Origin of the sequence: Luteibacter sp. 329MFSha (genome assembly GCF_900111665.1) — a bacterium.
In the GTDB taxonomy this organism is placed as follows: domain Bacteria; phylum Pseudomonadota; class Gammaproteobacteria; order Xanthomonadales; family Rhodanobacteraceae; genus Luteibacter.
Window position 1 is genome coordinate 571,694 of the sequence record NZ_FOJE01000001.1, and the last position, 25,759, is coordinate 597,452.

Here is a 25,759-nt window from a genome sequence, read left to right on the forward strand (position 1 = left end):
TCACCACGGAGCCGGGCCTTCGCGACCCGTGAACGACGCGGTGGGCGCCGGGTTCGCGGTCGAGGCGAGCCGGACGATCTCTTCGGCGCCTTCCTCCAGCGTCTGCGGACCGCTGTTGCCGTTGAGGTCGGTGGCCGTGTAGCCCGGGCAGGCGACATGGACGGTGATGCCGTCGTTCCTGACCTCGTCGGCGAGGATCACGCTGAACATGTTCAGCGCGGCCTTCGACGCGTTGTAACCGAGCAGTTTCACTGCGGCGAATTCCCAGGCCGGGTCGGCGTTGTAGGTGATCGAGCCGAGGCGGCTGGAGACGTTGATCACGCGGCCGGCGGCCGACTTCTTCACGAGCGGTAGCAGCGCCTGCGTCGCCGCGACGGTACCGAAGTAGTTGGTGTCGAAGACGCGCTTCACGGCGTCCAGGTTCGCGGACGCGACGTTGCCGTCGCCTTCGAGCGCCACGCCGGCGTTGTTGATGAGGACGTCGATCCGCCCCTCGTTGGCCTCGATGTCGGCGGCCGCCCGGGTCAGCGAGGCCTCGTCGCCGAGGTCCAGGGGAACGAAACGAACGTCGATCCCCTCGCCACGCAGCGTGGCCTCGGCGGCCTGGCCGCGGCCGGCGTCGCGGGCGCCGAGGAGGATGCGATGGCCGGCCTTGCCGAGCTGGCGGGCCACTTCCAGACCGATGCCCTTGTTGGCACCGGTGACGAGGGTGACGCGGTCTTGGTGATTCATGGCGGTTCCTTGTTGAATACGGGCGGGGTATCCCCATCCCTCGACTTAGGTATCGCCGCCTGCCTTTCCCATTCGCATATGCCCGTCGCCCCCGAGCACGCCCTGAAACCCCGTAAACGACCGCGCCAGGCCCGTTCGGCCGCGACGGTGGAGGCCATTTTCGAGGCGACGATTCAGGTTTTGCTCTCAGATGGACTCGCTGGTCTGACGACGACGCGGGTGGCCGCCCGGGCAGGGGTATCGGTAGGCACGATGTACCAGTACTTTCCGCACAAGGACGCCCTGCTGTACGCGGTGCTCGAGGATTACCTCGACGATGTCGTCGGCGCGCTCGAGACCGCCTCGGATCGTTACCGGGGCCTGCCCCTCGCCGAGATGTCCGATGGCCTGGTCCACTCTTATCTCGATGCCAAGATGCGCCATCTGCCGGGCGCGCAGGTCCTTTATGTGGTCGCCACCGAACTGGAGACGACCGACCTGATGGGTGACATCTGCGCCCGATGCGAGGCGCCCATCGCACGCATGCTCGCCACCGCCAGCGACGTCCGCTTCGACGACCTTGCGCGTGTCACCGACGCGTTTCGCGCGATGCTCGGCGGCGTCGTGCGCGCGATACTCGAAAACGACGTATCGCCGCGCGCGCTCGCGATGCTTCGAACGGAACTCCCGGTCATGTGTCGTGCGTACCTGCAGGCATCGGCCCGTCCGATCGAGCCGTGACGCGGGATGGCGTACCGTCGCGTGGCGGGAATATCCTCAACATGATCGTAAGGGGTGGGCGATGGCATTTCGGGTGCTGATCATCGGAGGCACGGGGCAGGTCGGCGCCGCCGTCGTGCGTTCACTGCTCGCCGAGCCGGCGTGCGCCGAAGTCGTGCAGATCAATCGCCGCGATGTCGGCCCTTCCACCGACGACCGCCTTCGCCACGTCACGCTCGACACGTCGTCCGTCTCCTTCGCCGACGCCGTGGCGCGTCTGGCGCGCGACATGCAGGCATCGGGCGAACCGGTCGTTGGTGTCTCGTGCGTCGGCGTCGGAGCCGGCAGCCTGAAGTGGTCGGAAGACGCGTTGATCGCCCTGGAAGTCGGCGTCGTCGGTGCTTTCGCTCGTGGCTGCCGCGCTGGCGGTGTCGATCGTTTCGCCTTGCTTTCGGCGGTCGGCAGTACCTCGACCAGCAGGTTCCGCTACGTCAGGGTCATGGCCCTGAAGGAAGAGGCGGTAACAGCAGTCGGTTTCCCGCGCCTCGCGATATTTCGCCCGGGCATCATCGCCGGCAACGCCCACACGCCCGGCTACGTTGCGTGGCTGGGCCGCCTCGTGCCGGGCAAGTTCGGCGTCGTCGATCAGGACGACATCGCACGCGCGTTCGTCGCCGTGTCGAGGCAGGACGACGGGGAGAGGGGAGTCGTCGTTCTGGAGAATGGCCGGATGAAGTAACTCGCCCGGTCGTTCTGAGCGGCACGAATCACGAACGATCCCGCGCGGGCGCCTCCACCGCGCCCGCCGCTTCCGCGAGGCGCCGTTGCGCCGCGTCGCCCTTGCGTTCGCTGTAGCGGCTCACCAGGTAGTCGCTCCTGCCGCGCACCAGCAGCGTGAACTTCACGAGCTCTTCCATGACGTCGACCACGCGATCGTAATAAGCGGACGGCTTCATCCGTCCGTCCTCGTCGAACTCCTGCCAGGCCTTCGCGACCGACGACTGATTGGGGATCGTGACCATGCGCATCCAGCGGCCCAGCACGCGCAGCGCGTTGACCACGTTGAACGACTGCGAGCCGCCCGATACCTGCATCACCGCGAGCGTGCGCCCCTGCGTCGGCCGCACGCTACCGTCGTCGAGCGGCAGCCAGTCGATCTGGTTCTTGAACACGCCGGTGATCGTGCCGTGCCGCTCCGGGCTGATCCATACCTGCCCCTCGGACCACAGCGAGAGCTCCCTGAGGCGCTGGACCTCCGGATGGCTCGCCGGGACGCTGTCGAGCATCGGAAGATCGTGCGGGTCGAATACCCGGGTCTCGGCACCGAGGTGCCGCAGAATGCGTTCCGCCTCGAGGGCGAGCTTCCGCGAATACGAAACCGGGCGCAGGGAGCCGTAAAGAATCAGGATCCGTGGCGGATGGCCGCCGTCGTCCGGCGTCCGCAGTCGCGCAGCGTCGGGCAGGGGAAGGTGGTCGATTTCCAGGTGCGGTACTGTGGTTGTCATCGGCATGCCCGGCATCAGTCTCGATTATTCTAGTTTTATCGAAATGACGAGGCAATCGACGCAGGCTCGCCACGTGGCGTACCGCCCGGTGCCGCGCTAGCATCGCCTGACCACTGCTTCGGAGGGCGTGCGGTCATGAATGCGACGGGCAAGGCATGGTTCGGCAGGAAACGCGTGGGCTGGGGCATCGGGCCCCGAAGCTGGGAAGGATGGCTGGCGATCGCCGCCTACGTCGCGCTGATGATCGCGTCGTCGGCCCTTTCGACCGACGGCGCGCATCGCGTCATGGACGCCTCGATCAAGCTCGCGCTGACCGCGGCGCTCATCGTGCTGATGGTGGTGAAATCGCGGCGCTGAAAGCGCGACGCGCGAATACGAAACCCTGAAAACAACAAAGCCCCGCATCGCTGCGGGGCTTCGTCTATAATTGGTGCCCAAGAGAGGACTCGAACCTCCACGGTTTTACCCGCTAGTACCTGAAACTAGTGCGTCTACCAATTCCGCCACCTGGGCAGGTGTCCCGAAGCGATGTTGCCGCCCCGTGAGCCGCGTAGATTAGGTAGGTCGGGGAAACTTGTCAACGATTTTGCACTCAGGATGTGAAACTATTTCGCGTCCCCCTTCAAAGGTCCTTACGTGACGAAGAAAAAGAAAGGTGCGGAAGCCGGTCACGGCCCCCGCAAAGCCAAGGCCAGCCGACCCGGCAAGGCGCTGGCGAAGTACCGCGACCGCATGCCGGCCCCCGCGGTCGTCGATCCCCACGCCGATCGCGAAGCGCAGCGCTACGAAAAGCCCATTCCCAGCCGCGAGGCGATCCTCGCCCTGCTCGAGGAGCGCGGCGAGCTGCTGATGGCCGAGGACATCGCACGCGCGCTGCGCCTGTTCACCGATTACGAGATCAACGCGCTGGACCGGCGCCTCGGCGCGATGGTCCGCGACGGGCAGCTGCTCCGGAACCGCCGCGGCGGTTACGCCCCGGCGCAGAAGCTGAGCCTGATTCCGGGCCGCGTCATCGCCAACGCCGAGGGTTACGGCTTCCTGCGGCCCGACGAGGGCGGCGAAGACCTCTACCTGTCGCCGTCGCAGATGCGCAGCGTGCTGCACGGCGACCGCGTGCTCGCCAGCGTCGTCGGCATCGACCGTCGCGGACGCCGGCAGGGCGCGATCGTCGAGGTGCTCGAACGCCGCTCGCCGCGCCTGGTCGGGCGCGTGGTGGTGGAGAACGGCGTGACGCTCGTCGAGCCCGACGACCGCCGCCTGCACCAGAACATCATGATTCCCGCCGGCCGCGACGCGGGTGCCCGCTCGGGCGAGATCGTCGTGGCCGAGATCACCGATCCGCCGACGCCGCACCGTGGCCCCCTTGGCACGATCCGCGCGGTGCTGGGCGAGCGCCTGCAGCCGTCGCTCGTGGTGGAGATGGCGATCGCCAGCCACGACCTGCCGCACGAATGGCCGGCGCAGGTCGTCCGCCAGGCGGAAGAAGTCGAGCCTAAGGTCACCGCGGAAGAGCGCAAGGGCAAGGTCGACCTGCGCAAGCTGCCGCTGGTCACGATCGACGGCGAGGATGCGCGCGACTTCGACGACGCGGTCTATGCCGAGTCCCTGAAGGGCGGTGGATTCCGTCTCATCGTCGCGATCGCGGACGTGTCGCACTACGTGCCCGTGGGCACGCCGCTCGACGTCGAAGCGTACGACCGCAGCACGTCGACGTATTTCCCCGGCTTCGTCGTGCCGATGCTGCCCGAGACGCTGTCCAACGGCATCTGCTCGCTCAATCCGAAGGTCGAACGCCTCTGCATGGTGTGCGACATGGAGGTCGACGAAGACGGCGAGGTCGTGCGGTCGAAGTTCTACGAGGCGGTGATGTACTCGCATGCGCGCCTCACGTACAACAAGGTCTGGCAGGCCGTCGGCGAGCGCGACGCCGACGTGCGCGACGAGATCGCGGACGTGCTGCCGCAGGTCGAGACGCTGTACAAGCTGTACAAGTCGATGGCGAAGGCGCGCAAGCGCCGCGGTGCGATCGATTTCGAGACGCCGGAGGTGAAGTTCCGCCTCGCGCCGTCGGGCGACGTCGTGTCGATGGGCGCCACCGATCGCAACGACGCGCACAAGCTCATCGAGGAATGCATGATCGCCGCGAACGTGCAGGCGGCGAAGTTCCTCTCGAAGCGCAAGATTCCCGCGCTGTATCGTGTGCACGCGCCACCGCCGGCCGAGAAGTACGAAGACCTCCTGCAGTTCCTGCGCGAGTTCAAGCTCAAGATGCCGCCGGCGGACGAAGTGACCCCGGCCGATTTCTCTGCGCTGCTGAAGAAAGTGCAGGACCGTCCCGAGGCCGAGCTGATCCAGTCGGTGCTCCTGCGCGCGCAGAGCATGGCCGTGTACCACCCCGAGAACCAGGGCCACTTCGGCCTCGCGCTCGACGCGTACGCGCACTTCACGTCGCCGATCCGCCGCTATCCCGACCTGCTCGTGCACCGCGCCATCCGCTACGCGCTGACCAAGGCCAAGCCGGCCGACTACACGTACAGCGAAGCGCAGATGGCCTCCATGGCCGTGCACTGCTCGCAGCGCGAGCGCCGTGCGGAAGAGGCCGAGCGCGACGTGGACGAGCGCTTCAAGTGCGCCTGGATGGAGAAGCACGTCGGCGAGGAATTCGCCGGCACGATCACGGGCGTCACGTCGTTCGGCCTGTTCGTCGAGCTCGCGGCGTCGCGCGTCTCGGGGCTGGTGCACGTGTCGCAGCTGCCGAACGATTACTACAAGTTCGATCCGGTGCGTCACCTGCTGTCGGGTGAGCGCACGGGGGCGCGCTATCGTCTCGGTGATTACGTGAGCGTGCAGGTGCTGCGCGCGAGCCTGGAGGATCGCAAGATCGACTTCCGTCTGGTCGCGCGCCTCGACGCGCTGCCGAAGCCGCCTCCGCCGGTGCTCGCGCCGCCGCCGGCACCGGCGCCGCGTTCGGGCATGGCGGCCGCCGGCAAGGCCATCGGCCGCGCCGCGAAGAAAGCCGTCGGCAAGTTGTTCGGCACGAAGACGAAGCCGGCCGCGGCCGCCCCGAAGAAGACCGCCGCGAAGGCGGCGACGAAGAAAGCCGCTCCGGAGCCTAGGCCACCGGCGAAGCGCGCCACCGCGAAGACGGCGGCGAAGACCGCACCGCGTAAACCCAGGAGCAAGCCGCAGGTATGAGCGAGACGTGGATCGTAGGCATCAATCCGGTCGAAGGCGCCCTCGCCAACGACCCGGATCGTGTCCGTGAAGTATTGATCGAACAGAATTCGAAGAACGCGCGCGTCAACGAGATCGCCGCGCAGGCCCGCAAGCTGGGCCTGCCCGTGAAACCGGTGGGCAAGGAGCAGCTCGAGAAGCTCGGTGGCGAGGCGCGCCACCAGGGTGTGATCGCGCGTTACGAAACGCCGCCGCTGCGTGGCGAGAACGACCTGCCCGCGCTGCTCGAGAAGGCCGGTGCCGATGCGCTGGTGCTGGTCCTCGACGGCGTGACCGATCCGCACAATCTCGGCGCGTGCCTGCGCAGCGCGGCGGCGGCGAACGTCACGGCGGTCGTGGTGCCGAAGGATCGCGCCGTGGGCATCACGCCGACGGTGCGTCGCGCCTCCGCCGGCGGCGCGGATCTCGTGCCCGTGATCGCGGCGACCAATCTCGCGCGCGCCATGCGGCTGCTGAAGGACGCCGGCGTGTGGATCACGGGGCTGGACGGAGACACCGACCAGTCGATCTACGACATCGATCTGAAGGGGCCGGTCGCGCTGGTGATGGGTAGCGAGGGCGACGGCATGCGCCGGCTCACCCGCGAGACCTGCGACTTCGTGGCGAAGATTCCGATGCCCGGGGGCATGGAAAGCCTCAACGTGTCCGTGGCCACCGGCATCGTCCTGTTCGAGGCGCTGCGTCAGCGAGGAGTCAAGCGATGAACCTGTTCTGGCACGACTGGGCCGGCCTGATCGGCGTGGCGCTGGTGCTCCTGGCGTTCTTCCTGCTCCAGGCGCACAAGCTCTCCGGGCAGGGGTATCCCTATCAGTGGATGAATCTGGTGGGCGCCTTCGGCATCCTGCTGTCGCTGATCTTCGGCATGTTCAACCTGTCGGCGTTCCTGCAGGAGCTGGCGTGGTTCCTGATCAGCGTCTACGGGATCGTGCGGGGCGTGCGGGCGAGGAAAGCCGCTACCGTGGTGCCCTGACGCCATCGCGGCTCGTATCGCCGATACGATCGGCTCCCACCCTTCGGTAGGCGGGTTACGGCAGGGCAGGCTGGCATCGTAAAATGCACGACGGCATCGCGCGATGCCGCCTGGCGGGACGACCCGCCGGCGCCTGTGGAATTCGGGGACGACCCCGCGCAGCGCGGAGTCAAGCCATGTACTGGATCGTCCTCGTGGTCGCCGGCCTGTTCGAGATCGGCTGGGCCATCGGCCTCAAATACACCGAAGGGTTCACCCGCCTCGTACCCAGCGTGCTGACCGGCGCGGCGATGGTCGTCAGCATCGTGTTGCTGGCGCTCGCGGCGAAGAAACTGCCGCTCGGTACGGCCTACGCCGTGTGGACCGGCATCGGTGCCGTAGGTGCCGTGACGCTCGGGATCGTGCTGTTTGGCGAGTCCGCGCAGCCGTTGCGGCTGCTGTGCGTCGGCTTGATCGTGGCGGGGATCGTCGGGCTGAAGCTGACGTCGGGTTGAAATCGCCGATACGATCGGCTCCCACCCTACCGAAGGGTGGGAGCCGATCGTATCGGCGATGTGCGCATCAGGTCTTGTCGAAGTCCGGATTCGCCGTGGTGTCGCGCTTCGTGCGCGGCGCGACCAGCGGTTCACCGTGCACCACGAACCAGACGTTTTCCGCGATGTTCGTCGCGTGGTCGCCGATGCGTTCGATGTTCTTCGCCATGAACAGCAGGTGCGTGCACGGCGTGATGTTGCGCGGGTCTTCCATCATGTAGGTGAGGAGGGCACGGAACACCACGGTGTACGCCTCGTCGAGCTCGGCATCGGACTTCCACACTTCGTACGCCGCCTCGGCGTCCTGCTCGTCGTAGGCCTTGAGCACGTTGCGCAGCTGGTCGGCGGCGAGTTCGGCGAGGTTCGCGAGGCCGCCGGCCGCGGTGATCGGGGCGACGCGGCTGAGCGGGATCGAGCGCTTGGCCACGTTCGCGGCGTAATCGCCGATACGTTCGATGTCGGCGGCGATGCGCAGCGCGGCGAACACGTTGCGCAGGTCGCCGGCGATCGGGGCGCGCAGCGCGAGCAGGCGCACCACGTCCTGGCTGACTTCCTGCTCGAGCGAGTCGATGGCGTCGTCGTTGTCGACCACGCGCTGCGCCGCGCGCTCGTCGCGGCGCTCGACGACGTCGATGGCGGCTTCGAGCTGCGCGATGGCGAGCTCGCCCATCCGGACGATCTCGCGGGTCAGGCGCTTCAGTTCGTCGTCGTAGCTCTTGATGATGTGCTGGTGCGTGGTGTTCATCGCTTGCCTCGGAGTCGGGGGCTCAGCCGAAACGGCCGGTGATGTAGTCTTCGGTCTGCTTCTTGTCCGGCTTGGTGAAGATCTTTTCCGTCCGGTCGAATTCGATCAGCTCGCCCATGTACATGAACGCGGTCAGGTCGGAGACGCGCGCGGCCTGCTGCATGTTATGCGTCACGATGACGATCGTGAAATCCTTCTTCAGCTCTTCCACCAGCTGCTCGATGCGGCTGGTCGCGATCGGGTCGAGCGCCGAGGTCGGCTCGTCGAGCAGGAGCACTTCCGGCTTCAGCGCGATGCCGCGCGCGATGCATAGACGCTGCTGCTGGCCGCCGGACAGACCGAGCGCGCTGTTCTTGAGCTTGTCCTTCACCTCGTCCCACAGCGCGGCGCCGCGCAGCGCCTGCTCGACGCGGCTTTCCATCTCCGAGCGCGACAGCTTCTCGTGGTGGCGGATGCCGTAGGCGACGTTCTCGAAGATGGTCATCGGGAACGGCACGGGCTTCTGGAACACCATGCCCACCTTGCTGCGCAGGCGGTTGAGCGAGTACTTCGGGTCGAGGATGTTCTCGCCGTCGAGAATGATCTCGCCGCTGGCGCGCAGGCCCGGATAGATCGCGTAGATGCGGTTGAAGATGCGCAGCAGGGTGGACTTGCCGCAGCCGGACGGGCCGATGATGGCCGTCACCTTCTTCTCCGGCACGTCCATCGAGATGTGCTTGAGCGCGTGGAAATCGTTGTAGTGGAAGTTCACGTCGCGCGCGACCATCTTCGGCGCCGCCTGGTCGAGGTCCGCGGTCGCGGCGTGGGGCGACGTGCCGAAGCCCGGCTGGGAAGCGACTTCGTTCATGTTAGTCATGGGACACCTTGGAGCGCGAGAAGGCGAAGCGGGCGATCAGACTGAGCGCCAGCACGAACATGGTGAGGACGAAGGCGCCGGCCCAGGCGAGCACGTTGATGTCGGGGCTCGGGTCCTTCGTGTATTCGTAGATGACCTGCGGCAGGCTCGGCATCTTGTCGATCGGATTGAACGTCATGAAGTTGTTGCCGAACGCCGTGAACAGCAGCGGTGCCGTCTCGCCGCTGATGCGCGCCAGCGCCAGCAGCACGCCGGTGACGATGCCGGAGCGCGCCGCGCGGACCAGGATCTGCATCGTGAGCTTCCACTGCGGCACGCCGAGCGAGAGCGCGGCCTCGCGCAGGGTGCCAGGCACCAGGCGGAGCATCTCGTCGGTGGTGCGCACGATGACGGGCAGGGCGATCAGGGCCAGCGCGATGCCGCCGGCGATGCCGGAGAACGTCACGTCGCCGTTGGTCAGCCACTTCGACGGCAGCACGACCACGGTGTACACGAACAGACCCAGCACGATCGACGGCGCGGACAGGAGGATGTCGTTGAGGAAGCGGATGGTGGGGCCGAGCTTCGAGCGCATCGAGTACTCGGCCAGCCACGTGCCGGCGGCCACGCCGATCGGCGTGGCGATCAGGATGCCGAGGATGTTGAGGATCAGGCTGCCGACCATGGCGTTGGCCAGACCGCCTTCCTCGCGGTATGCGGTGATCTTGGTGAACAGCTGCGGCTTCAGGCCGGCGATGCCCTGGCTGAGGGTCTCCCAGAGGATCCAGGCCAGGAAGAGCAGGCCGATCGCGGTGGCCGCCATGCTCAGCGCCATCGCGATGACGTTCTTGATCCGGCGCGTGGTGTAGAGGGCCGTGGACATTACTTGCCCTCCTTCGTGGCCAGGCGGCGCAGCATAAGGCGCGCGATGAGCAGCACGATGAAGGTCACCACGAAGAGCAGGAAGGCCAGCGCCATCAGCGCCGAGCGCTGCAGGCCCTGCGCCTCGCCGAACTGGTTGGCGATGGTCGAGGCGATCGAGCTGCCCGTCTCCAGCAGCGACCAGGAGAACTTGAAGGTGTTGCCAAGCACGAAGGCCACCGCCATCGTCTCGCCGAGCGCGCGGCCGAGGCCGAGGAAGATGCCGCCGATGACCGCTGTGCGCGTATAGGGAACCACGATGTCCCAGACCACTTCCCACGTGCTGGAGCCCAGGGCGTATGCCGATTCCTTGAGGCGCGTCGGCACCGTCTGGAACACCTCGCGCATCACCGAGGAGATGAAGGGAATGATCATCACCGCCAGCACGAGGCCGGCCGTGAAGACGCCCGCGCCGAAGAACGGATATTCGCTGGCGAAGAACTTCGCGACCCACGGCACGTGCTGCACGATCCACGAGACCTGGCCGTCGGGCGGATCGGCGCTGAAGTTGTTCATCAGCCATGGCTTGACGTGCTCGGCGACGAACGGCGCGAAGATGAAGAGGCCCCACATGCCGTAGATGATCGATGGGATGCCCGCGAGCAGTTCGATGGCGGAGCTGACCGGACCGCGTAGCCACTGCGGGGCGATCTCGGTGAGGAAGAGGGCGATGCCGAAGCTCACCGGCACGGCGAAGAGCAGGGCGATGAAGGCGGTGCCCACGGTGCCCATGATCGGTACGAGTGCGCCGTACTGGTCGTTGCTCGGATCCCAGGCGGCGCTGGTGAGGAAGCCGAAGCCGAAGGTATGGAAGGCGTCCATGCCGAGCCACAACGTGGACCCGGCGGCGCCGACGAGCGCCAGCAGGACGAGCAGGGCACAACCCTTGAGGACCCACCCGAAGAGGCGGTCGTCGCGCGAGTCCTTCGCGTTGCGGGCCGCTTCGGAAGCGCGTTCGGCGCTGGGAACGGCGGTGCTGACGGTGGCGTGCATGCGAATGCGATTCCTGGCTCTTGCAAGCTTGAAGGTCGCCGCCCCGCGAGGAGGCGGCGACCCCGGTAGGTCGTAACCCTGACCGGCCGATGTGTCAGCCGGATGGCAGGGACCGGCCGATTACTTGAAGTCCGAAGCCCAGTAGGCCTGGATCTTCTGCGACAGCGTGGCCGGCAGCGCGACATAGTCGAGCGAAGCGGCGTCGGCCTGGCCCTTCTCGAGCGACCACTTGAAGAAGTCGAACGCCACCTTGGTGTGCGACGCGTTCTTCGACTTCTTGTACATGATGATCCAGGTCGTCGCGGTGATCGGCCATGCCTGGTCGCCCGAGGCGTTGGTCATGATCACGTTGAAGTCCTTGGCCGAGGCCCAGTCGGCCGTAGCGGCGGCGGCGCCGAACGACTCGGCGTTCGGCTGCACCCACTTGCCGGCGGCGTTCTGCATCTGCGCGAAGGCGATGTTGTTCTTCTTCGCGTAGGCGTATTCGACGTAACCGATCGAGCCCGGGATCTGGCGCACGTACTGGGCGACGCCTTCGTTACCCTTGCCGCCCACGCCGGCCGGCCACTCGACGGCCGTGCCGAACTTCACCTTCGACGCCCACTCCGGGCTCACCTTCGACAGGTAGTTGGTGAAGTTGAACGAGGTGCCCGAACCGTCCGAGCGGTGCACGACCGTCACCTTGACGTCGGGGATCTTCACGCCCGGGTTCAGCGCGGCGATCGCCGGGTCGCTCCAGCGGGCGATCTTGCCGAGGTAGATGTCGGCGAGCACGGCGCCGGTCAGCTTCAGCTGGCCCGCCTGGATGCCCTGGATGTTCACCACCGGCACGATGCCGCCGACGACGCTGGGGAACTGGCCCAGGCCGAACTTGGTGAGGTCTTCGCTGCTCATCGGGGCGTCGGAGGCGCCGAAGTCGATGGTGCCTTCCTTGATCTGGGCGATACCGGCGCCCGAGCCCACGGACTGGTAGTTCAGCTTGTTACCCGTAGCCTCGGCGTACTTGGCCGACCACTTCGAGAGGACGGGATAGACGAAGCTCGAACCGGCACCGGTAATGTCGGTGGCCTGAGCGGCGCCCATGCCGAAGATGGAGGCGGCGACCAGCGCGGCAATACGGAGTTTGCGTGTGAACACGGAGTGATCCTCGGTGGAGAAAGTGTCGGGCGAGGCCCGCCCGGGGCCGTATTCCAGCCCTGCCGTGTTGCAATGAGACGTACCGAATGTTTCAGCGGTATGACACCCGCCGCTTTGCTGTCATATTCAGGAACTTACGAAATCTCTCAAGCGCCTTGCGCGACCAGCGGAACGGCCGTTTCCGCAGCCCCGAGTTCCAGCCGTCGCCAGCGATTGACGATCTCGCAGAAGAGTTCGGCGGTGCGCTCGGCGTCGTAGATGGCCGAATGGGCCTCGCGGGTGTCGAAGTCGATGCCCGCCGCGAGCACGGCCTTGCTCAGCACTGTCTGCCCATAGGCCAGGCCACCGAGGGTCGCCGTGTCGAAACAGCTGAAAGGATGGAACGGGTTGCGCTTGTGCGCGACGCGGCGCACCGCCGCGTTGAGGAAGGCGAGGTCGAAGGCGGCGTTGTGGCCGACCAGCACCGCACGCTGGCAGCCGGCGACCCGCACCGCCTCGCGCACCGCGTTGAACACGTGATCCAGCGCCTCGCGCTCGGGTAGGGCGCCGCGGAAGGGGTGGTCCGGATCGATGCCGGTGACCTCGAGCGAGCGCGGATCGATGTTCGCGCCGGGAAACGGCTCGACGTTCGCCGCCACGACCGGCTGGGGCACCAGCAGCCCGGACGGTTCCATCGCGATGGTGACGACGGCGATCTCCAGCAGGGCGTCGCGCTCGGCGTCGAAGCCGCCGGTTTCCACGTCGACCACCACCGGAAGGAATCCCCTGAACCGCCCGGCCATGGTCGTAGCGGTGCTGTTACTCGTCGTATCCATCCACGAAGGATATCAGTCCGGCGCCCCTACGGGCACGGGCGTTAAGGAAACGTGCTCGTGTCGCCGTTCTGTCACAAAAACGGCATCGAACCGTAAACGCCGCGGCCCATTCTTCGCGCCGTTGGCCCCGTTGAGGTTTTTCGGACAGAAAAAACTCATGCCGGGGGACAGGGGTTCCACACACATTCCATCCTTAAGCGGAGACATCCCATGCGTTCCAAGTTGCTCACGGTGGCCATCGCCGCCGGTCTGGGCCTGACCAGCTTCTCGGCCCTGGCCGCGACGCCGAAGTCGCAGCCGGCCCGGGTCACGGTCGACGCCGCCACCCTCCAGCAGCTGCAGGCGCAGCTGGCCGCCCTCCAGGCCAAGGTTTCCGAGCTGGAAGCCAAGCAGGAAGCGCAGGCCGACGCGCAGGTCGAGACCGCCAAGACGATCAACGACGTCCAGGTCGCCGCCGCCAAGCCGACCGACGACCTCACCAAGCGTCTCGACAAGCTCGCCAAGGTCGTGGACAACACCCACGTCGGCGGCACGATGTTCTTCGACGTGTCGAACATCGACCACAACGAGAAGGTCGGCAACGCCCGCGGCCGCCAGGTGGACGGCCACGGCGCCGTCAACGGCACCGGCTTCGACGTCAAGCGCTTCTACCTGATCGTCGACCACACCTTCGACGACGTCTGGTCGGCCAACCTGACCACCGACTTCAACTACCAGTCGACGTTGTCGCAGACCAGCCTCTTCGTGAAGAAGGCCTACGTGCAGGGCAAGTTCGATCCGCTCTTCACCGTGCGCTTCGGTTCTGCCGACATGCCCTGGATCCCGTTCGTGGAGAAGGTGTACGGCTATCGCTACGTCGAGAACACCATCACCGACCGTTCGTTCGAAGGCGGTCGTAGCGGCTCGACCGCGACCGCCGGCGGCGTCGGCGCGTTCGGCAACTCGGCCGACTGGGGTGTCCACGCCCTGGGCGCGACGACCGGCGACAACTCGATCAACTACCAGGTCTCGGTGGTCAACGGCCGTGGCTTCCGCAACCTGAGCCGCTCCAAGTCGGTCGATACCGAAGCCCGCTTCGCCTACTCCCCGATCGAGCAGCTGATCCTTGCCGTCGGCGGTTACACCGGCAAGCGCGGCAACGACGTCGAGAACGGCGCGCCGACCCGCACCGCGACGCGTGGCGACGGCCTCGTCGCCTGGCGCGACAAGACCTGGGGTGTCGGTCTCGAGTACTTCCACACCGAAAACTGGGACGACATCCTGAAGTACCCGGGCAGCGGCAACGGCGTCGGCACGGCGCAGGGCACGAAGAAGGACAAGGCCGACGGCTACTCGCTGTTCGCCGACTGGAAGTTCTACGACCAGTTCGCCGTCTTCGCCCGCTACGACAAGGTCGACTACAAGTACACGACCCTCACGAACGTCGAGCGCAAGCTCAAGGACAAGTACTACAACGCCGGCGTCTCGTACGATGTGCTGAAGAACCTGAAGCTCGCCCTCGTCTACAAGCACAACAAGCTCGACGGCCCGTTCGCGACGCCGTACCACTACAAGACCGACGAAGTCGGCTTCTGGGGCATGCTGAGCTTCTGAACCGGTATCGGAAAGGAGTTCGACTCAAGGACGAACCGACGGCGGGCGCAAGCCCGCCGTTTTCTTCTGAGTGTTTTCGCAAGCGTGGCGCGCTCACTGACCAGATTGCGAAACGTCTCAGTCCGGTGATGGACGTTCGGACGTCCAAACCCTGAACGCAGCGCACCGTAAACGTGTTCGCGAACTGCGAAAAACCGTGGCCATATCACGTTTTTGGCGAAAGGTACGCATCGATTCTGAATTTGGTGCGTCGCCACACTTGCAATCGCTACGTGCGCTGCGTACGTTCGGCCGCATGGACCGCCATCCCACCACGCTCCTGCGACGCATCGCCAGCACGTTCCTCGTGCTGATCGCGCTGTTCGTCGTGTGCGGCGGCGTGCAGGCCATGCCGTGTCCGTCGTCCCCGGCCAACGCGGAGACGCAGCACGAGGTGCTCCTCGCCGCGGCCGACGATGGCGTCGCGCCCGACGACCAGGACGCCGTCCCGTCCCTCGAAGACAATACCGGCGGACTCGACGACACCTTCGACGTGCCGACCGAGCACGCGGTCGCCGTGTCGCACCTTATCGCCGTGCGTCCGCCGGGCATCGCTGCCGGCGCGCACGCGCACGCGCCCAACGCCGAGCTTCGCCCTCCGATCGCCTGATCGAGCGGCCCGACCGTGCGCGTCCGCGCGCGGTTTCCTTGCATCGCCTCATCTCCCGACGCCGGTCCTCGAGGACCGATCGTCCACGGGCGCCTGCGCCCGACCATCCCGCTTCCCCAACGAGGAATACACCATGGAACGTCTCATCCAGGGTTTCGATCACTTCCGCCGCCACATGACCGACGAGCAGCGCGACACCTTCGCGCGCCTCGCTTCCGGCCAGACGCCGCACACGATGTTCATCACCTGCGCCGACTCGCGCGTGATGCCTGAAATGATCTTCAACGCCCAGCCGGGCGACCTGTTCGTCTACCGTAACGTCGGCAACATCGTTCCGCCGTACGCGCAGCACGTCAGCGGCGTCGTCGCCGCCATCGAATACGCCGTGACGGCGCTGAAGGTGCAGCACATCGTGATCTGCGGCCATTCGGACTGCGGCGCGATGAAGGCCCTGCAGAATCCGGCGGCGCTCAAGGGCAAGCCGTCCGTCGAGCAGTGGCTGAAGCACGCCGACGTCGCCCGTTACGTCGTCGCCGAGAACCGCCCGACGATCCTGGGCGAAGAAGGCCTGCGTTACCTCACCGAGGAGAACGTCGTCGGCCAGCTGGAGCACATGCGTACCTTGCCCGCGGTCGCCGCCGCGATGGCCAACGGCAGCCTGCGCATCCACGGCTGGATCTACGACATCGCCAACACCGAAATCACCGCGTTCGATCCGCTGGAGGGCCGCTTCCGTCCGCTCCTCGCCGACGACGCGAACCACCCGGATGCCACGCCGCACGCGCGCTTCTCCACGCCGCTGCCGGTGGCGACGGCGGCTTAACGAAGGAACATCGAGCCATGCGCGCTTATTTCTCCCAGGGCCTCTTTGGCCGCGACCTCCTCGGATCGGTGGTCGTTTTTCTTGTCGCACTGCCGCTATGCATGGGTATCGCGATCGCGTCGGGCATGCCGCCCAGCGCGGGACTGATCACCGGTATCGTCGGCGGCATCGTCGTGGGCGCCATCGCCGGCTCGCCGTTGCAGGTGAGCGGCCCCGCGGCGGGCCTCGCGGTCCTGGTCTTCGAACTCGTGCGCGAGCACGGCGTGGCCGCGCTCGGCCCCGTCGTGCTGCTGGCGGGTCTCATCCAGCTCGTCGCCGGCCTGTGCAAGGTCGGCGTCTGGTTCCGGATGACCTCGCCGGCCGTGGTGGCCGGCATGCTCTCGGGCATCGGCATCCTGATCGTCGCGTCGCAATCGCACGTGCTGCTCGACGCGATCCCGAAGGCACGCGGCCTCGAGAACTTCGCCGCGCTGCCGGCGGCGGCGTGGGAGTCGGTGACCGGCGCGGCGGAAGGGCAGGCGCCCGCGGCGTTGATGATCGGCCTCGGCACGATCGCGATCATGTTCTTCTGGGAAAAGCTTCGTCCGGCGAAGCTGCGCTTCGTTCCCGGTGCGCTGCTGGCCGTCGTGGCGATGACGGCGGCGGCGCAGTTCGGCGCGCTCGACGTCAAGCGGGTAGACGTGCCGGCGAACCTGTTCTCGGCGGTGTCGCTGCCGACGATGGGCAGCCTCTTCGGCCTGCTCGACTCGACCCTGCTGATCGCCGCCGTGACGTTCGCGTTCATCGCGAGCGCGGAGACGCTGCTGTCGGCGGCCGCGGTGGATCGCATGCACGACGGCGTGCGCACGAACTACGACCGTGAGCTGACCGCGCAGGGCGTGGGCAACCTGGTCTGCGGTTTCCTCGGCGCGCTGCCGATGACCGGCGTGATCGTGCGCAGCGCCGCCAACGTGCAGGCCGGCTCGGCCACGCGCATGGCGACGATCTACCACGGCGCCATGTTGCTGGCGTTCGTGATGCTGCTGCCGTGGCTGATGCGGATGACGCCGGTCTCGTGCCTCGCGGGCATCCTCGTGTTCACCGGCGTGAAGATGGTGAACCCGAAGCAGATCAAGGATCTCGCGGCTTACGGCAAGGGCACGGCCGCGGTGTACGTCGCCACGACCGTCGCCATCGTCGCCACCGATCTGCTCACGGGCGTGATCGTCGGCTTCGGCCTGTCGCTGCTGCGCCTCGCCTTGCTCTCGTCGAAACTGAAGATGGATGTCACGCACCACGACGAGCCGGGTGCGGCGACGCTGCATCTCGAAGGCTCGGCCACGTTCCTGAAGGTGCCGACGATGGCCCGCACGCTGGAGGCGATCCCGCCGAACACGCGTCTGTCGGTGATGATGGATCGACTGCATCACGTCGATCAGGCGTCCCTGGAACTGCTCCGCGAGTGGGGCCGGAACGCGTCGAAGCGTGGTTGCGAACTGATCGTCGACTGGCAGGAGCTCGGCCGACGCGTGGAAGGATCGCGACGGGCGGCCTGACGGCCGCCTGTCCTCCCTCATCTGTTGGAGCGGACCTGGCCGCGACAGCCCTTCGCGATGAGCAACAGGTCCTGCTGCCGATCGCGAAGGGCTGTCGCGGCCAGGTCCGCTCCCACAGTGCGTCGTCGCGGCCAGGTCCGCTCCCACAGCGCTTCGTCCGGCCAGGTCGGCTCCCACAGCGGTTCGTCGCGGTCAGGAGGCCTTCGTCTTGTGCCGGTAGGCGCACAGGTCGACGATCGCGCAGGTCGGGCATTCCGGCTTGCGCGCCTTGCACACGTAACGGCCGTGCAGGATCAGCCAGTGGTGGGCATCCTGGATGAACTCCTTCGGGATGACCTTCTCGAGCTTGTCCTCGACCTTGCGGACGTCCGGGCCGGGCGCGAGCCCGGTGCGGTTCGCGACGCGGAAGATGTGCGTGTCGACGGCGATGGTCGGCTGGCCGAACGCGGTATTGAGAACGACGTTCGCCGTCTTGCGGCCGACGCCGGGCAGTTCCTCGAGCGCCTCGCGCGTCGTCGGTACCTCCCCAGCGTAGCGGTCGACGAGGATCTGGCTCATGGCGATGAGGTTCTTCGCCTTGTTGTTGTAGAGGCCGATCGTGCTGATGTAGCTCTTGAGCTTCTCGAGGCCGAGATCGAGGATCTTTTGCGGCGTGTTCGCCACGGGGAACAGCTTGCGCGTGGCCTTGTTCACGCCGACGTCCGTGGCCTGCGCGGATAGCGCCACGGCCGCCAGCAGTTCGAACGGGGTCGTGTACTCCAGTTCCGTTTTCGGATGCGGATTGAGTTCGCGCAGGCGCGTGAACATCTCGACGATGTCGGCCTTCTTCACGTCGGATCCTTCTTCTTCGCTTTCGCCCGCGCGAGCGCTTCGAGTACGGCGTTTCGCGCGGTCGGCGCCGCGACGTCGGCCTTGCTGGCGGCCAGCTGGCGTTCGCGTTGTTCGCGATCGTGGGCGAGGCGGCGCTCGCGACGCTGGAAGCGCGTGCGCGCGGCGTCGGCGTGCGCCTTGTCGCCGGCCTGCGCCAGCGGCATCGGGTCGAGCGCGATGCAGTCGACGGGGCAGGCGGGCACGCAGAGCTCGCAGCCGGTACAGAGATCGGCGATCACCGTGTGCATCTGCTTCGACGCGCCGACGATCGCGTCGACGGGGCAGACCTGGATGCACTTCGTGCAGCCGATGCAGTCGGCTTCAACGACGCGCGCGAGCGTGCGCGGTTTTTCGACGCCGCGCGAGGTATCGAGCGGTATCGCCGGACGGCCGAGCAGCGCGGCCAGCCGGGCGATGCCGAGCGCGCCGCCGGGCGGACAGCGGTCGATCGCCGCCTCGCCGGCGGCGATCGCCTCCGCATACGGGCGGCACCCGTGGAAACCGCATTGCTCGCACTGCGTCTGCGGCAGCAGGTCGTCGATGCGGTCGGCGAGCGTTGGCGTCATGGCTGGCGCGTGCCGGGGAGGGGAATCAGCGGACGGTCGCGCCCGGCGCCGCGCCCTGGTCGGCATCGAGCAGGAACAGGTCGCTGCCGCCGTCGCCGGCCGACAGCACCATGCCTTCCGAGATGCCGAAACGCATCTTGCGCGGGGCGAGGTTGGCGATGAAGACGACGTTGCGGCCGACAAGCTTCTCCGGCTCGCCATAGGCGGCGCGGATGCCCGAGAAGATCTGGCGCGTGCCGAGCGGACCGGCATCGAGTTCGAAGCGCAGCAGCTTGTCGGAGCCTTCGACGAACTCGCAGGCGACCACCTTGCCGACGCGCAGGTCGAGCTTCGCGAAGTCGTCGATGGAAATGGTGGCGGTGTCGGTCGTGGCGTCGGTCATCGGCTTCGGTGCTTCTTTGGCTTTCTTGGAGGGTTTGTTTTCCGCGGCGACGGCTTTGGCCTGTTCCGCCGGCGAGAGGGATTCCTTCGACGCGTCGACCATGGCGTCGATCTTCTTCGGATCGAGGCGGCCGAACAGCGGCGAGAACGCGTTGACGGTATGGCCGAAGAGTTCGCGGCGCGCGTCGTCGAAGCCGGTGATCGGCGCCGCGAGGAAGGCCTCGGCGGCGGCGACCGTGATCGGCAGGATCGGCTTGAGCAGGCCCGAGAGCAGCCGGAACGCGTTGATGGCGAACGTGCACACCTGCTGCAGCTCGTCGCGGCGGGCCTCGTCCTTGGCGATCACCCACGGCGCCTTCGCGGCGATGTAGCCGTTGACGGCGTCGGCCATGGCGACGAACCGGCGCGAGACCTCGGCGAACTCGTCCGCCTCGTACACCGCCTCGATGCCGTCGTACTGCGCGAGCAGCTCCTTCCAGAGCGCGGTCGCCTCGACGTCGAAACGGTTGGCGAGCGTGCCGCCGAAGTGCGTGTGCAGGAAACCGGCGGTGCGGCTGGCGATGTTCGCCCACTTGCCCACGAGGTGCGAGTTGACGCGCTCCTCGAACGACTTCAGGTCGAGGTCGACGTCGACCGGCTGAGGCCCGAGCATGGTGGCGAAGTAGTAGCGCAGCGCTTCCGGATCGAGCCCCGCGTCGAGGTACGTGCGGGCCTGGATGAACGTGCCGCGCGATTTCGACATCTTCGCGCCGTTGACGGTGAGGTACCCGTTGACGTGCAGCGCGGTGGGCGTGCGCATGCCCGCGCCGTGCAGCATCGCCGGCCAGAACAGGCCGTGGAAGTTGATGATGTCCTTGCCGACGAAGTGGTGCATCTCGGCGGTGCTGTCGGTGCCGAGGAAATCGTCGAAGCGCAGGCCCGTGCGCTCGCACAGGGCCTTGAACGAGGCGAGGTAGCCGACGGGCGCGTCGAGCCACACGTAGAAGAACTTGCCCGGCGCGTCGGGGATCGGGAACCCGAAATACGGCGCGTCGCGCGAGATGTCCCAGTCGCGCAGTCCACCGTCGAGCCACTCCGCGAGCTTGGCGGACACGCCGCTGTTCGCGACCGGCTTGCCGTTCGTCAGCTTGCCGGCGAACCAGTCGCGCAGCAGGGTCTCGAACTTGCCGAGCTCGAAGAAGTAGTGCTCCGAATCGCGCAGGACGGGCGTGGCACCCGACATCACCGAGTACGGATTGACGAGGTCGGTCGGCGCGTAGGTGGCGCCGCAGTTCTCGCAGTTGTCGCCGTACTGGTCGGGCGTGCCGCAGTTCGGGCAGGTGCCCTTGATGTAGCGGTCCGGCAGGAACATGTCGCGCTCGGGATCGTACAGCTGCTGGATGTCGCGGCGGGCGATGTACCCGGCGTCGCGCAGGCGCGTGTAGATCGCCGTCGCGAGATCCTGGTTCTCGGGCGAGTGCGTGGTGTGGTACTGGTCGTAGCTGAAGTGGAAGTCGGTGAAGTCGGCCTCGTGACCGGCGCGGATCCCCGCGATGTAGTCTTCGGGCGACTTTCCGACCTTTTCGGCCGCGAGCATGATCGGCGTGCCGTGGGCGTCCTCGCCGGCGACGTACCACACCTCGTTGCCCTGCATTCGCTGCGCGCGCGCCCAGATATCGGCCTGGATGTAGCCGAGCATGTGGCCCAGGTGGAGCGGGCCGTTGGCGTAGGGAAGGGCGTTGGTGACGAGGATGCGGCGGGCCATGATTCGCACGGTCGGCTTATGGACCGCGGATTATGGCATGGCCGGCCGGCGCCGGGCCGCCGTTCGGGCGGCCCGCGTCGGTCCCGCGGGACTGGGGCTTATTCCGCCCGCACCCACTCCTGGCTGCGGCCGATGAGCGAGAAGCCGATGTAGCCGTGGACGTCCAGCTTCTTGCCGCCGTCCTCCAGCTTGATCGTGACCTTGTAGATCTTGCCCTTGGCCGGATCGAGGATCTGGCCGCCGGACCACTCGTCGCCGTCCTTCTTCAGGCCCCACATGATGGTCATGCCTTCGATGGGCTTGTCCTTGCGCTCGCCCGAGCACTCGGTGCACTTCGGATGCGGGCCGTGATCCGACTTGAGCACCTGGAGCACCTTGCCCTCCAGCAGCCCGCCGTTCTCGGTGATCTCGACGATCGACTTCACCTCGTGGGTCTTGTCGTCGATGGTCTTCCACTTGCCGACCGGCGTGGTGCTGTCGGCCAGGGCGGGGAGGGCGCTCGCGGTCAGTGCGAGGGCGAGGGTGGTACGGATCAGGTGCTTCATAGGCGTCGCGTTCCCCATACGGTCAGGTACGGCCGGAGCCTGACGAGCGGCGGGGCGGGCGTCAAGCTGCAATGCGCCAGACCGCCGTCCGCTTTCCGCAAGGCGATGGAAGGTTGAGGTGGCATAATGGGCGATCTTCGATTTTCCTTACGCCCCCCATGACCCAGGCCAGCGAAACCCTCGTCCGCGGCATCCTCGACCGCGTCCTCGATCCCCATTCGGGCCAGCCGCTCGGCGCCGCCGTGCGCGCCGTGGGCGTGGACGGCGACCGTGTGTCGGTCGACATCCAGCTCGGCTACCCGGCTGCCGGTTACGTCGAACAGGCCGCCGCCGAGGCACAGGCCGCGCTCGAAGCCGATCCGGCCATCGCCGCCGCCGCGGTCTCCGTGAGCTGGCGCGTCCACGCGCACAAGGTGCAGGGCCAGCTGGCGCCGCAGCCGGGCGTCAAGAACATCGTCGCCGTCGCCTCGGGCAAGGGCGGCGTCGGCAAGTCGACGCTCTCGGTGAACCTCGCGCTGGCGCTGGCCGCCGAAGGTGCGAAGGTGGGCATCCTCGATGCCGACATCTATGGCCCGAGCCAGCAGCGCATGCTCGGCCTCAGCGGCAAGCCCGCGTCGCCGGACGGCAAGAGCATCGAGCCGATGCGGGCGCACGGTCTGCAGGCCATGTCGATCGGCGTCCTCATCGAAGAGGACACGCCGATGATCTGGCGCGGCCCCATGGTCACCCAGGCGCTGATGCAGCTGCTCAACGACACGCGCTGGGACGACCTCGACTACCTGATCATCGACCTGCCGCCCGGCACGGGCGACATCCAGCTCACGTTGTCGCAGAAAGTCCCGGTGTCGGGCGCCGTCATCGTCACGACGCCGCAGGACATCGCGCTGCTCGACGCCCGCAAGGCGCTGGGCATGTTCCGCAAGGTGGAGGTGCCCGTGCTCGGCGTGGTCGAGAACATGGCGACCCACATCTGCTCGAACTGCGGGCACGAGGAGCACATCTTCGGTCAGGGCGGCGGCGCGCGCATGGCGGCGGACGCGGGCATCGCGTACCTCGGCGACCTGCCGCTCGACATCCGCATCCGCGAGCAGGCCGACCAGGGCAATCCGACCGTCGTCGCGATGCCGGAGTCCGACCTCGCGGCGCGCTACCGTTCGATCGCCCGGCACACGGCGGCGAAACTGTCGCTGCAGGCCCGCAACAAGGCGATTTCGTTCCCCAAGATCGTCATCCAGAACACGTAAGCACACGCCGGCTGGCACGTTCGCCGACGTTCCTATACCTTTCCGGCTCCAGCGAGGGAGACCCAAGTGAGCATCAAGTCCGACAAGTGGATCCGCCGCATGGCCGAGCAGCACGGCATGATCGAGCCGTTCGCCCCCGGCCAGGTCAAGGAGCGCGACGGCCACCGGCTCGTGTCGTACGGCACGTCCAGCTACGGCTACGACGTCCGCTGCGCCGACGAGTTCAAGGTGTTCACCAACATCAACTCGACGATCGTCGACCCGAAGGCGTTCGACGAACGCAGCTTCGTCGACATCAAGTCCGATGTCTGCATCATCCCGCCGAATTCGTTCGCGCTGGCGCGCACCGTCGAATACTTCCGCATCCCGCGCAAGGTGCTGACGATCTGCCTCGGCAAGAGCACATACGCGCGTTGCGGCATCATCGTGAACGTGACGCCGCTCGAGCCGGAATGGGAAGGCCACGTCACGCTCGAGTTCTCGAACACGACGCCGCTGCCCGCGAAGATCTACGCCAACGAGGGCGTGGCGCAGATGCTCTTCCTCGAGTCCGATGAGGAGTGCGAAGTGTCGTACGCCGACCGTGGCGGCAAGTACCAGGGCCAGCGCGGCGTCACGCTGCCGAGCACCTGAACGGCCTTCACGTCTCCGCCGCGCGCGACACGTCCACGCGGTAGACTCGCCCCTTTCCACGCCTCACCCGATCCACGGAGACACCGCATGATCCGAGTTCCCACCCTGATGGCCCGCGCCGCCGCGGCGATCCTCCTCGCCAGCATGCTGGTGCTCGCCGGCTGCCACCGTGGCGCCTCGAAGTCCGACCCCGCGATGGCGACGCAGGGCCAGTTCGACTACACGATCAAGGCGTACAAGAGCGGCCAGTTCCTGGTCGACGGCGCCGTGCTTTCCGCCGCCGACACGGGCAGCCACTTCGCCTACCTGAAGGACCAGGGCAAGCTGCCGAAGACGGTCCTGGTGCTGCCGAGCGACGACTCGAAGATTCGCGACAACCACCTCGGCTTCATGGCCCGCATGCAGCTGGATTACGGCTTCACCGTGTACTACGACAAGAAGGGCGAGCTCGTGCGGCTGAACGCGGTGGAAGAGAACGCCCGCCAGCTGGAAGACACCCCGCACAAGGCGGCGCTGCCGGATCGCATGCAGGGTAAGGAAGCCTCGAGCGGCGCTTACGACCCGCAGACGCAGCAGTAAGAAAGCGCGCAAGCGCTTCTGTAGGAGCGAGCCCTGCTCGCGACATCTTCTCGCGAAGGCCACAGGCCCGAGCGAGGATGCCGCGGCAGGGTTCGGTCGTTTCAGGCCCTGCGACGCCCGGCTCCGCACCGTATCGCCGATACGATCGGCTCCCACCCTCCGGTAGCAGGCCTGCGGCAAACCACCGACCGAAGGCGGGAGCCGATCGCATCGGCGACCCCGCGCAGCGTCACCCTCGCGACAAGCCACCTACCGAAGGGGTGGGAGCCGATCGTATCGGCGATCCCGCGCAGCGGGCCCACCGCGAAAGCGCACGGCTCAGGCCTCGATACCCAATCCAGCGCGCAAAGCTTCCACGAGCCGCTCCGCCACACCGTCCGCATAAGGCTCCGCGGTCCCTGAGCCCCACACGGGCCCCGGCCACGCCGCATCGCCTTCGCGACGGGCGACGACATGCACGTGCAGCTGCCGGACGATGTTGCCCAGCGCGCCCACGTTGAGCTTGTCGCACGGGGCTGACGCACGAAGCGCCGCCGCCGCTTCGTCCACTTCCCGCCAGAGCCGGGCGCGATCGTCGGCCGGCAGGTCGGCGATCTCCACCAGCCCGTGCCGACGAGGCACAAGAACGAGCCACGCGAAACGCGCGTCGCGCATCAAAAGGACGCGGCACAACGCGAGGTCGCCGACGACGAGGGTGTCGCCGGCGAGTCGCGGATCGAGGTCGAACGGAGCGCTCACGCGAGCTCGCGGGCGAAGAACGCCAGGGTGCGTTCCCAGGCCAGCTTCGCGCTCGGTTCGTCGTAGCTGGCGCGCACGTCGCAATTGAAACCGTGGTCGGCGGGGTAGACCCAGGTGTCCATCTCCGGCTTCAGCTCGCGGTGCTTTTCCACCATCTCCGGCGGGATCGAATGGTCGCGCTCGCCGAAGTGGAAGATCACGTTGGCCTTCGCCGGCTCGGTCAGGAACGGCACGTTGCGCGACCCGTAGTAGCTCGCCGAGGGCAGGCCGTGACGGAGCGCGGCCAGCATGGCGACGGTGCCGCCCCAGCAGTATCCGACGGTTCCGACCTTCACCTTGTAGTTGTCCGCCAGGTACTTCGCGGCGATGACGCTGTCGTCCGTGGGGCGACGCAGCCCGAGTTCGGCCACGCATTTCAGGCCCTTGGTCATGCCCTCCTGGTCGTAGCCCGTCTCGACGCCTTTCTCGATCGGGTCGAACAGGGCCGGAGCGATGGCGACGTAGCCCTCGGCGGCGAAGCGGTCGGCGACGCTGCGGATGTGCGCGTTGACGCCGAAGATCTCCTGGATCACCACGATGCCGCCCCGGGGCGTGCCGGCCGGCTCGGCGAGGTACGCGTCCATGTCTTCGTGCGGCCGGGAGGTATCGAGATTCAGGGTGCGACCCATGGGGAAACTCCGTGTGGGGAAAAAGTCCGACAAGGGTAACCGGACGAGGCTGTCGGTGGTCTTACGGACGCC

At 67.0% G+C, this 25,759-nt stretch carries 28 protein-coding genes and 1 tRNA gene; 14 read left to right on the forward strand and 15 right to left on the reverse strand.

The window, feature by feature from the left end; translation table 11 throughout:
• Positions 1–732 carry an SDR family oxidoreductase gene (locus tag BMW54_RS02560; RefSeq protein WP_090052743.1) on the reverse strand — a complete coding sequence of 244 codons (732 nt, stop codon included), beginning with the start codon at positions 730–732 and terminating at the stop codon, positions 1–3.
• A 78-nt stretch (positions 733–810) separates the two neighbouring features.
• Between BMW54_RS02560 and BMW54_RS02565 the strand changes: the two genes are divergently transcribed.
• Both BMW54_RS02565 and BMW54_RS02570 read left to right on the forward strand, forming a co-directional pair.
• The gene (locus BMW54_RS02565) at positions 811–1,452 is read left to right on the forward strand and encodes a TetR/AcrR family transcriptional regulator (RefSeq protein ID WP_175472737.1); all 642 of its coding nucleotides are present in this window, start codon (positions 811–813) and stop codon (positions 1,450–1,452) included.
• The gene (locus BMW54_RS02570; protein WP_217642585.1) at positions 1,412–2,170 is read left to right on the forward strand and encodes an NAD-dependent epimerase/dehydratase family protein; all 759 of its coding nucleotides are present in this window, start codon (positions 1,412–1,414) and stop codon (positions 2,168–2,170) included. The genes BMW54_RS02565 and BMW54_RS02570 overlap by 41 nt, the downstream gene beginning before the upstream one ends.
• Positions 2,171–2,198: 28 nt before the next feature.
• Here BMW54_RS02570 and arsH read toward each other — a convergent pair whose 3' ends face one another.
• Positions 2,199–2,936: an arsenical resistance protein ArsH gene (gene arsH, locus BMW54_RS02575; protein WP_175472738.1), complete on the reverse strand. Its 738-nt coding sequence runs from the start codon at positions 2,934–2,936 to the stop codon at positions 2,199–2,201.
• Between the two features lie 135 nt (positions 2,937–3,071).
• Here arsH and BMW54_RS02580 point away from each other — a divergent pair, with 135 nt between their 5' ends.
• Complete coding sequence (locus BMW54_RS02580) at positions 3,072–3,293, forward strand: hypothetical protein (RefSeq protein ID WP_090052747.1); 222 nt, start codon at positions 3,072–3,074, stop codon at positions 3,291–3,293.
• A 71-nt stretch (positions 3,294–3,364) separates the two neighbouring features.
• On the opposite strand, the gene BMW54_RS02585 is transcribed toward BMW54_RS02580, so the two are convergent.
• Positions 3,365–3,449 (reverse strand) — tRNA-Leu (locus BMW54_RS02585).
• 219 nt (positions 3,450–3,668) lie between these two features.
• Here BMW54_RS02585 and rnr point away from each other — a divergent pair.
• The 4 genes from rnr to sugE all read left to right on the forward strand — a co-directional run bounded on the left by rnr (position 3,669) and on the right by sugE (position 7,634).
• Positions 3,669–6,131, forward strand: a complete 2,463-nt coding sequence (gene rnr / locus BMW54_RS02590; RefSeq protein WP_090055622.1) for a ribonuclease R — start codon at positions 3,669–3,671, stop codon at positions 6,129–6,131.
• Entirely contained in the window at positions 6,128–6,874 is a 747-nt protein-coding gene (gene rlmB / locus BMW54_RS02595; RefSeq protein ID WP_090052749.1) for a 23S rRNA (guanosine(2251)-2'-O)-methyltransferase RlmB, read from the forward strand. Before rnr ends, rlmB begins: the two co-directional genes overlap by 4 nt.
• Complete coding sequence (locus BMW54_RS02600) at positions 6,871–7,140, forward strand: CBU_0592 family membrane protein (protein WP_090052751.1); 270 nt, start codon at positions 6,871–6,873, stop codon at positions 7,138–7,140. Before rlmB ends, BMW54_RS02600 begins: the two co-directional genes overlap by 4 nt.
• 176 nt (positions 7,141–7,316) lie before the next feature.
• On the forward strand, positions 7,317–7,634 hold the full coding sequence (gene sugE, locus BMW54_RS02605) for a quaternary ammonium compound efflux SMR transporter SugE (protein WP_090052753.1): 318 nt from the start codon (positions 7,317–7,319) through the stop codon (positions 7,632–7,634).
• Positions 7,635–7,701: 67 nt separating this feature from the next.
• Here the strand turns inward: sugE and phoU are convergent, their stop codons facing one another.
• From phoU to rnt, 6 genes are all read right to left on the reverse strand, one after another.
• The gene (phoU, locus tag BMW54_RS02610) at positions 7,702–8,418 is read right to left on the reverse strand and encodes a phosphate signaling complex protein PhoU (RefSeq protein ID WP_090052755.1); all 717 of its coding nucleotides are present in this window, start codon (positions 8,416–8,418) and stop codon (positions 7,702–7,704) included.
• Positions 8,419–8,440: 22 nt separating this feature from the next.
• Entirely contained in the window at positions 8,441–9,184 is a 744-nt protein-coding gene (gene pstB, locus BMW54_RS02615; RefSeq protein ID WP_254779228.1) for a phosphate ABC transporter ATP-binding protein PstB, read from the reverse strand.
• Positions 9,185–9,266: 82 nt separating this feature from the next.
• Positions 9,267–10,136 (reverse strand): phosphate ABC transporter permease PstA, encoded by an 870-nt coding sequence (gene pstA, locus BMW54_RS02620; RefSeq protein ID WP_090052758.1) that lies wholly within the window; start codon positions 10,134–10,136, stop codon positions 9,267–9,269.
• Entirely contained in the window at positions 10,136–11,167 is a 1,032-nt protein-coding gene (gene pstC / locus BMW54_RS02625) for a phosphate ABC transporter permease subunit PstC (RefSeq protein WP_090052760.1), read from the reverse strand. The genes pstA and pstC overlap by 1 nt, the downstream gene beginning before the upstream one ends.
• A gap of 120 nt (positions 11,168–11,287) precedes the next feature.
• Positions 11,288–12,304: a phosphate ABC transporter substrate-binding protein PstS gene (pstS, locus tag BMW54_RS02630; RefSeq protein WP_090052762.1), complete on the reverse strand. Its 1,017-nt coding sequence runs from the start codon at positions 12,302–12,304 to the stop codon at positions 11,288–11,290.
• A gap of 146 nt (positions 12,305–12,450) precedes the next feature.
• Positions 12,451–13,119, reverse strand: a complete 669-nt coding sequence (gene rnt / locus BMW54_RS02635; protein WP_090052764.1) for a ribonuclease T — start codon at positions 13,117–13,119, stop codon at positions 12,451–12,453.
• Positions 13,120–13,329: 210 nt separating this feature from the next.
• Here rnt and BMW54_RS02640 point away from each other — a divergent pair, with 210 nt between their 5' ends.
• From BMW54_RS02640 to BMW54_RS02655, 4 genes are all read left to right on the forward strand, one after another.
• Positions 13,330–14,712, forward strand: a complete 1,383-nt coding sequence (locus BMW54_RS02640) for a hypothetical protein (protein ID WP_090052766.1) — start codon at positions 13,330–13,332, stop codon at positions 14,710–14,712.
• Positions 14,713–15,007: 295 nt separating this feature from the next.
• The gene (locus BMW54_RS02645) at positions 15,008–15,361 is read left to right on the forward strand and encodes a hypothetical protein (RefSeq protein ID WP_139206017.1); all 354 of its coding nucleotides are present in this window, start codon (positions 15,008–15,010) and stop codon (positions 15,359–15,361) included.
• Positions 15,362–15,494: 133 nt separating this feature from the next.
• Positions 15,495–16,184: a carbonic anhydrase gene (locus BMW54_RS02650; protein WP_090052770.1), complete on the forward strand. Its 690-nt coding sequence runs from the start codon at positions 15,495–15,497 to the stop codon at positions 16,182–16,184.
• 17 nt (positions 16,185–16,201) lie between these two features.
• On the forward strand, positions 16,202–17,719 hold the full coding sequence (locus BMW54_RS02655; protein ID WP_090052772.1) for a SulP family inorganic anion transporter: 1,518 nt from the start codon (positions 16,202–16,204) through the stop codon (positions 17,717–17,719).
• 192 nt (positions 17,720–17,911) lie between these two features.
• Here BMW54_RS02655 and nth read toward each other — a convergent pair whose 3' ends face one another.
• From nth to BMW54_RS02675, 4 genes are all read right to left on the reverse strand, one after another.
• Positions 17,912–18,526 (reverse strand): endonuclease III, encoded by a 615-nt coding sequence (gene nth, locus BMW54_RS02660; protein ID WP_090055624.1) that lies wholly within the window; start codon positions 18,524–18,526, stop codon positions 17,912–17,914.
• 20 nt (positions 18,527–18,546) lie between these two features.
• On the reverse strand, positions 18,547–19,155 hold the full coding sequence (gene rsxB / locus BMW54_RS02665) for an electron transport complex subunit RsxB (protein ID WP_090052774.1): 609 nt from the start codon (positions 19,153–19,155) through the stop codon (positions 18,547–18,549).
• A gap of 25 nt (positions 19,156–19,180) precedes the next feature.
• Positions 19,181–21,280, reverse strand: a complete 2,100-nt coding sequence (gene metG / locus BMW54_RS02670; RefSeq protein ID WP_090052776.1) for a methionine--tRNA ligase — start codon at positions 21,278–21,280, stop codon at positions 19,181–19,183.
• 98 nt (positions 21,281–21,378) lie between these two features.
• Positions 21,379–21,825, reverse strand: coding sequence for a DUF2147 domain-containing protein (locus tag BMW54_RS02675; RefSeq protein ID WP_090052778.1), 447 nt, complete (start codon positions 21,823–21,825; stop codon positions 21,379–21,381).
• A gap of 158 nt (positions 21,826–21,983) precedes the next feature.
• On the opposite strand from BMW54_RS02675, the gene apbC reads away from it, so the two are divergent.
• From apbC to BMW54_RS02690, 3 genes are all read left to right on the forward strand, one after another.
• Positions 21,984–23,069: an iron-sulfur cluster carrier protein ApbC gene (gene apbC, locus BMW54_RS02680; RefSeq protein ID WP_090052780.1), complete on the forward strand. Its 1,086-nt coding sequence runs from the start codon at positions 21,984–21,986 to the stop codon at positions 23,067–23,069.
• 66 nt (positions 23,070–23,135) lie between these two features.
• Positions 23,136–23,702 carry a dCTP deaminase gene (gene dcd, locus BMW54_RS02685; RefSeq protein WP_090052782.1) on the forward strand — a complete coding sequence of 189 codons (567 nt, stop codon included), beginning with the start codon at positions 23,136–23,138 and terminating at the stop codon, positions 23,700–23,702.
• An 87-nt stretch (positions 23,703–23,789) separates the two neighbouring features.
• On the forward strand, positions 23,790–24,281 hold the full coding sequence (locus BMW54_RS02690; protein WP_090052783.1) for a hypothetical protein: 492 nt from the start codon (positions 23,790–23,792) through the stop codon (positions 24,279–24,281).
• Between the two features lie 318 nt (positions 24,282–24,599).
• Here BMW54_RS02690 and BMW54_RS18965 read toward each other — a convergent pair whose 3' ends face one another.
• Positions 24,600–25,019, reverse strand: coding sequence for an HIT domain-containing protein (locus BMW54_RS18965; RefSeq protein WP_254779018.1), 420 nt, complete (start codon positions 25,017–25,019; stop codon positions 24,600–24,602).
• Positions 25,016–25,687, reverse strand: a complete 672-nt coding sequence (locus BMW54_RS18970; RefSeq protein WP_254779020.1) for a dienelactone hydrolase family protein — start codon at positions 25,685–25,687, stop codon at positions 25,016–25,018. The genes BMW54_RS18965 and BMW54_RS18970 overlap by 4 nt, the downstream gene beginning before the upstream one ends.
• Between the last annotated feature and the right edge of the window lie 72 nt (positions 25,688–25,759).

What these genes read in the sequence shown, in the direction of transcription:
- rlmB (WP_090052749.1), top strand. Translation starts at nt 6,128, where the DNA reads ATGAGCGAGACGTGGATCGTAGGCATCAATCCGGTCGAAGGCGCCCTC.
- BMW54_RS02560 (WP_090052743.1), bottom strand. Translation starts at nt 732, where the DNA reads ATGAATCACCAAGACCGCGTCACCCTCGTCACCGGTGCCAACAAGGGC.
- rnt (WP_090052764.1), bottom strand. Translation starts at nt 13,119, where the DNA reads ATGGATACGACGAGTAACAGCACCGCTACGACCATGGCCGGGCGGTTC.
- phoU (WP_090052755.1), bottom strand. Translation starts at nt 8,418, where the DNA reads ATGAACACCACGCACCAGCACATCATCAAGAGCTACGACGACGAACTG.
- BMW54_RS02645 (WP_139206017.1), top strand. Translation starts at nt 15,008, where the DNA reads ATGGACCGCCATCCCACCACGCTCCTGCGACGCATCGCCAGCACGTTC.
- BMW54_RS18970 (WP_254779020.1), bottom strand. Translation starts at nt 25,687, where the DNA reads ATGGGTCGCACCCTGAATCTCGATACCTCCCGGCCGCACGAAGACATG.
- BMW54_RS02600 (WP_090052751.1), top strand. Translation starts at nt 6,871, where the DNA reads ATGAACCTGTTCTGGCACGACTGGGCCGGCCTGATCGGCGTGGCGCTG.
- nth (WP_090055624.1), bottom strand. Translation starts at nt 18,526, where the DNA reads ATGTTCACGCGCCTGCGCGAACTCAATCCGCATCCGAAAACGGAACTG.
- pstA (WP_090052758.1), bottom strand. Translation starts at nt 10,136, where the DNA reads ATGTCCACGGCCCTCTACACCACGCGCCGGATCAAGAACGTCATCGCG.
- apbC (WP_090052780.1), top strand. Translation starts at nt 21,984, where the DNA reads ATGACCCAGGCCAGCGAAACCCTCGTCCGCGGCATCCTCGACCGCGTC.
- rsxB (WP_090052774.1), bottom strand. Translation starts at nt 19,155, where the DNA reads ATGACGCCAACGCTCGCCGACCGCATCGACGACCTGCTGCCGCAGACG.
- rnr (WP_090055622.1), top strand. Translation starts at nt 3,669, where the DNA reads ATGCCGGCCCCCGCGGTCGTCGATCCCCACGCCGATCGCGAAGCGCAG.
- BMW54_RS02690 (WP_090052783.1), top strand. Translation starts at nt 23,790, where the DNA reads ATGATCCGAGTTCCCACCCTGATGGCCCGCGCCGCCGCGGCGATCCTC.
- BMW54_RS02580 (WP_090052747.1), top strand. Translation starts at nt 3,072, where the DNA reads ATGAATGCGACGGGCAAGGCATGGTTCGGCAGGAAACGCGTGGGCTGG.
- arsH (WP_175472738.1), bottom strand. Translation starts at nt 2,936, where the DNA reads ATGACAACCACAGTACCGCACCTGGAAATCGACCACCTTCCCCTGCCC.
- sugE (WP_090052753.1), top strand. Translation starts at nt 7,317, where the DNA reads ATGTACTGGATCGTCCTCGTGGTCGCCGGCCTGTTCGAGATCGGCTGG.
- BMW54_RS02565 (WP_175472737.1), top strand. Translation starts at nt 811, where the DNA reads ATGCCCGTCGCCCCCGAGCACGCCCTGAAACCCCGTAAACGACCGCGC.
- pstB (WP_254779228.1), bottom strand. Translation starts at nt 9,184, where the DNA reads ATGGTCGCGCGCGACGTGAACTTCCACTACAACGATTTCCACGCGCTC.
- metG (WP_090052776.1), bottom strand. Translation starts at nt 21,280, where the DNA reads ATGGCCCGCCGCATCCTCGTCACCAACGCCCTTCCCTACGCCAACGGC.
- BMW54_RS02675 (WP_090052778.1), bottom strand. Translation starts at nt 21,825, where the DNA reads ATGAAGCACCTGATCCGTACCACCCTCGCCCTCGCACTGACCGCGAGC.
- BMW54_RS02650 (WP_090052770.1), top strand. Translation starts at nt 15,495, where the DNA reads ATGGAACGTCTCATCCAGGGTTTCGATCACTTCCGCCGCCACATGACC.
- BMW54_RS02655 (WP_090052772.1), top strand. Translation starts at nt 16,202, where the DNA reads ATGCGCGCTTATTTCTCCCAGGGCCTCTTTGGCCGCGACCTCCTCGGA.
- BMW54_RS02640 (WP_090052766.1), top strand. Translation starts at nt 13,330, where the DNA reads ATGCGTTCCAAGTTGCTCACGGTGGCCATCGCCGCCGGTCTGGGCCTG.
- pstC (WP_090052760.1), bottom strand. Translation starts at nt 11,167, where the DNA reads ATGCACGCCACCGTCAGCACCGCCGTTCCCAGCGCCGAACGCGCTTCC.